Origin of the sequence: Bradyrhizobium sp., assembly GCF_049512235.1 — a bacterium.
GTDB lineage: Bacteria > Pseudomonadota > Alphaproteobacteria > Rhizobiales > Xanthobacteraceae > Bradyrhizobium.
The window spans coordinates 1-3,528 of the sequence record NZ_JBEKXH010000602.1 but is presented as its reverse complement, the minus strand read 5'-3'; the positions used below and the strand labels follow the sequence as shown (position 1 = coordinate 3,528).

The following is a 3,528-nucleotide window of genomic DNA, read 5'->3' as shown; positions in this document are numbered from 1 at the left end:
AACGCCGCGCCACCCCCCACCCCCGACCCCTCCCCACCACGCGCGATGCGCGCGGGGGGAGGGGAGCTTATGCCCTCATCCTGCATCAACGTCTCCCTTTTGCAATGACGATCGATCGGTCAAGCCCAACCTTGCCCCCGGCAAGATCAAGGCGATCGGGCCTCGCCGGCAGCGGCCTGCGAAGCCTGCGCGTAACCCTTCATCACCTCGTCTTTCAGCACGCTCCAGATTTCCCGGTGCAGCGCGTGAAATTGCTTTTCCATGCGAATTTCCAGGATGTCGCGCGGTCGCTGCAGCGGCACAGGCCAGTCGCCGATGATGCGCGCCTTTGGCCCTGCCGACATGATCACGACGCGGTCGGCGAGCGCGATCGCCTCCTCCAGATCGTGGGTCACGAACAAGACCGCCTTGCGATCGGCATTCCACAGCTGCAGCAGGAGATTGCCCATGATCTGGCGGGTCTGGGCGTCGAGCGGCCCGAACGGCTCGTCCATCAGCAGGATCCGGGGATCCCGGATCAGCACTTGCGCGAGGCCAACGCGCTTGCGCTGTCCGCCCGACAGCATATGCGGATAGCGATTGCCGAACGCTGCCAGACCGACCGATGTCAGCCATTGCTGCGCGCGCTCCAGCGCCTCGGCGCGTGCCACGCCCGTGATTTCCAGGGCGATGGCGACGTTGTCGATCGCGCTCTTCCAGGGAAACAGCGCGTCGGCCTGAAACAGGTAACCGGCCTGCCGGTTGAGGCCGAGGAGCGGAGCATCGAAAATCCGCACCGTTCCCGAAACCGGCCGGAGCAGGCCGGCCGCGACATTCAATAATGTGGATTTTCCGCATCCGGTGGGCCCGACCAGGGCAACGAACTCGCCATGGGCGATCCTGAGCCGGGCCCGCTCGACCGCGGTGTAGGTGCGCGCATCGGCCAGGCGGAACGCCACCGTGGTGTCGTCCAGCGCGACCGCCGTCGATCCCGCGGCATTAGCTGCCTGCACGTTTCCCCGAACCATGATGTTGCGCCAGATGGATTACCGCTCCGGCTGCGACAATTCAACCGGTAGGCGAGACTTGCAAGCGGGGCTGACTTGGTCGCTTGATCGGGCTGTGATAGTCGAGAACGTCATGGTCGCCGCCCCGCCAATGATCGCCTTTGCGCATGCCGGCAAGAGCTTCGACGGCGGCCGCGGCGCCAAACCTGTCCTGGCCGTGAACGACGTCTCGCTTGAGGTCGCAAGCGGGGAGTTTCTCGCCATCGTCGGCGGCTCCGGCTCGGGCAAGACTACGCTGCTGCGGCTGGCGAACCGGCTGATCGACGCCGACTTCGGCCGCGTCGCGATCGAAGGCGAGGACGTTCGCGCGGTCGATCCGGTGCAACTGCGCCGCCATATCGGTTATGTGTTCCAGAGCGGCGGACTGTTCCCGCATATGAGCGTCGCCGGCAATATCGGCGTCACGCCGAAACTCAACGGCGCCTCCGCTGTCGAGATTTCGGCCCGGGTGGACGAACTGCTCGATCTGGTACGGCTTGATCGCGCCCGGCACCGCGACCGTTTCCCCCATGAGCTGTCGGGCGGCGAGCGCCAGCGCGTCGGCGTCGCCCGCGCGTTGGCGGCACGGCCCCGCATCGTCCTGATGGACGAGCCCTTCGGCGCGCTCGATCCCCTCACCCGCGATGCGCTGGGCGACGACTACCGGGCCCTGCACTTAAGGCTCGGCCTGACCACGGTCATGATCACCCACGACATGACCGAGGCCATCCTGCTCGCCGACCGCATCGCCGTGATGCGCGCCGGACGGCTGGTGGCGGAAGGTACGCCATCGGAACTTTCCTCAAACCCCGACGCTTACGTCGGCGAACTCCTGCGCACGCCGCGGCGACAGGCCGAACGGCTCAAAATTCTGCTGCCGCGGGACGACAAGGCATGAGTTCGATCTCCGATCCGCGCTGGAACGAGGCCCTGTCCCACCTGCCGGATTATCTCGGCAATCACGTGCGTGTCAGCGTCACGGCGCTGGCGCTCGGGCTTTTGATCAGCCTGCCGCTGGCGATCGTTGCCCGCAACCGCCCACTGATGCGTGGCGCACTGCTCGGGCTTGCCAGCATTGTGCAAACCGTGCCGGGCCTGGCACTGCTGGCGCTGTTCTATCCGCTGCTGCTGGCGCTTGCGGCATTGTCGCTGGCCTGGTTCGGTCTGGGCTTTTCGGCCTTCGGATTCCTGCCCGCGGTGCTGGCGCTGGCGCTCTATGCCATACTGCCGGTGCTGCGCAACACCATCACCGGCCTGCAAGGCGTCGACCCCGCGATCCGCGAGGCAGCCCAGGGCGTCGGCATGACGCCGCGGCAGTCGCTGTTGCAGGTGGAGCTGCCGCTGGCGCTGCCGGTCATGATGGCGGGCATCCGCACCGCGGCGGTCTGGGTGATCGGCACCGCGACGCTGTCCACCCCGATCGGACAAACCAGTCTCGGCAATTACATCTTTGCCGGATTACAGACCCAGAACTGGGTGTTCGTGCTGTTCGGCTGTCTCGCCGCCGCGGCTCTCGCGCTCGCGGTCGATCAGCTTTTGGCCTTGATCGAAATAGGCATTCGCGAACGGCGCCGTCTGCGGGTGGCGCTCGGCGGCATCGGCATCGCGGCGCTGGTCGCAGCCACGCTGGTGCCCTCCGCCGCGCGCCTGCCCTCGAACTACATTGTCGGCGCCAAGACTTTTGCCGAACAGTATGTATTGTCGGCGCTGATCGCACAGCGGCTGCAGGCCGCGGGATTGACGACGAGTCCGCGGCAGGGGCTTGGTTCCAATGTGATTTACCAGGCGCTTGTCGCCGGCGATATCGACGTCTATGTCGACTATTCCGGCACGCTATGGGCGAACCAGTTTCATCGCAGCGATATCAAGCCGCGTGAAGAATTGCTGGTCGAATTGCAGGCCATGCTGGCACGCGAGAGCGTCACATTGCTGGGCGAACTCGGATTTGCCAACGCCTACGCGCTGGTGATGCCGCGAAAGCGGGCCGATGCGCTGGGTATTCGCAGCATTGCCGATCTCGCCTCGCGCGCGCCTGCGATGTCGATCGCCGGCGACTACGAATTCTTTTCGCGGCCGGAATGGGCCGGGCTGCAACAGGCCTACGGCCTTTCGTTTCGCACGCAGCGGCAGATGCAGCCGGACTTCATGTATGCCGCAGCGGCCTCCGGCGAGGTCGATGTGATCGCGGGCTATACCAGCGACGGCCTGATCGCGAAATATGATCTTAAGGTGCTGGACGATCCCAGGCACGCTATACCGCCTTACGACGCCATCGTGCTGCTGGCGCCGAAGCGGGCGACCGATCAGGCCTTGCAAGCCGCGCTGCGGCCGCTGATCGGCAGCATCGATATAGCGGACATGCGCGAGGCAAATTTGCGCGCCGCCGGCGGCGACGGCGCGTCATCGCCAGATGCCGTGGCGCACTGGCTGTGGGACAAGATCGCCCAGCGGTAGCGGCGCCGGGACACAGTTGGGAATAAAGCAGGCAAGGAGACCGTCTCGG

General features: G+C 65.7%; 3 protein-coding genes. 2 read left to right on the top strand and 1 reads right to left on the bottom strand.

Going from position 1 to position 3,528, the window contains the following annotated elements:
• Positions 1-146: 146 nt before the first annotated feature.
• On the bottom strand, positions 147-1,007 hold the full coding sequence (locus tag ABSG20_RS32515) for an ABC transporter ATP-binding protein (RefSeq protein ID WP_423868546.1): 861 nt from the start codon (positions 1,005-1,007) through the stop codon (positions 147-149).
• Positions 1,008-1,119: 112 nt separating this feature from the next.
• Between ABSG20_RS32515 and ABSG20_RS32510 the strand changes: the two genes are divergently transcribed.
• Positions 1,120-1,923 (top strand): ATP-binding cassette domain-containing protein, encoded by an 804-nt coding sequence (locus ABSG20_RS32510; RefSeq protein WP_423868545.1) that lies wholly within the window; start codon positions 1,120-1,122, stop codon positions 1,921-1,923.
• Entirely contained in the window at positions 1,920-3,479 is a 1,560-nt protein-coding gene (locus ABSG20_RS32505) for an ABC transporter permease/substrate-binding protein (RefSeq protein ID WP_423868544.1), read from the top strand. Before ABSG20_RS32510 ends, ABSG20_RS32505 begins: the two co-directional genes overlap by 4 nt.
• Positions 3,480-3,528: the final 49 nt, after the last annotated feature.

Excerpts from the sequence above, each read along its gene's own strand:
- ABSG20_RS32515 (WP_423868546.1), bottom strand. The coding sequence starts at position 1,007 with ATGGTTCGGGGAAACGTGCAGGCAGCTAATGCCGCGGGATCGACGGCG.
- ABSG20_RS32510 (WP_423868545.1), top strand. The coding sequence starts at position 1,120 with ATGGTCGCCGCCCCGCCAATGATCGCCTTTGCGCATGCCGGCAAGAGC.
- ABSG20_RS32505 (WP_423868544.1), top strand. The coding sequence starts at position 1,920 with ATGAGTTCGATCTCCGATCCGCGCTGGAACGAGGCCCTGTCCCACCTG.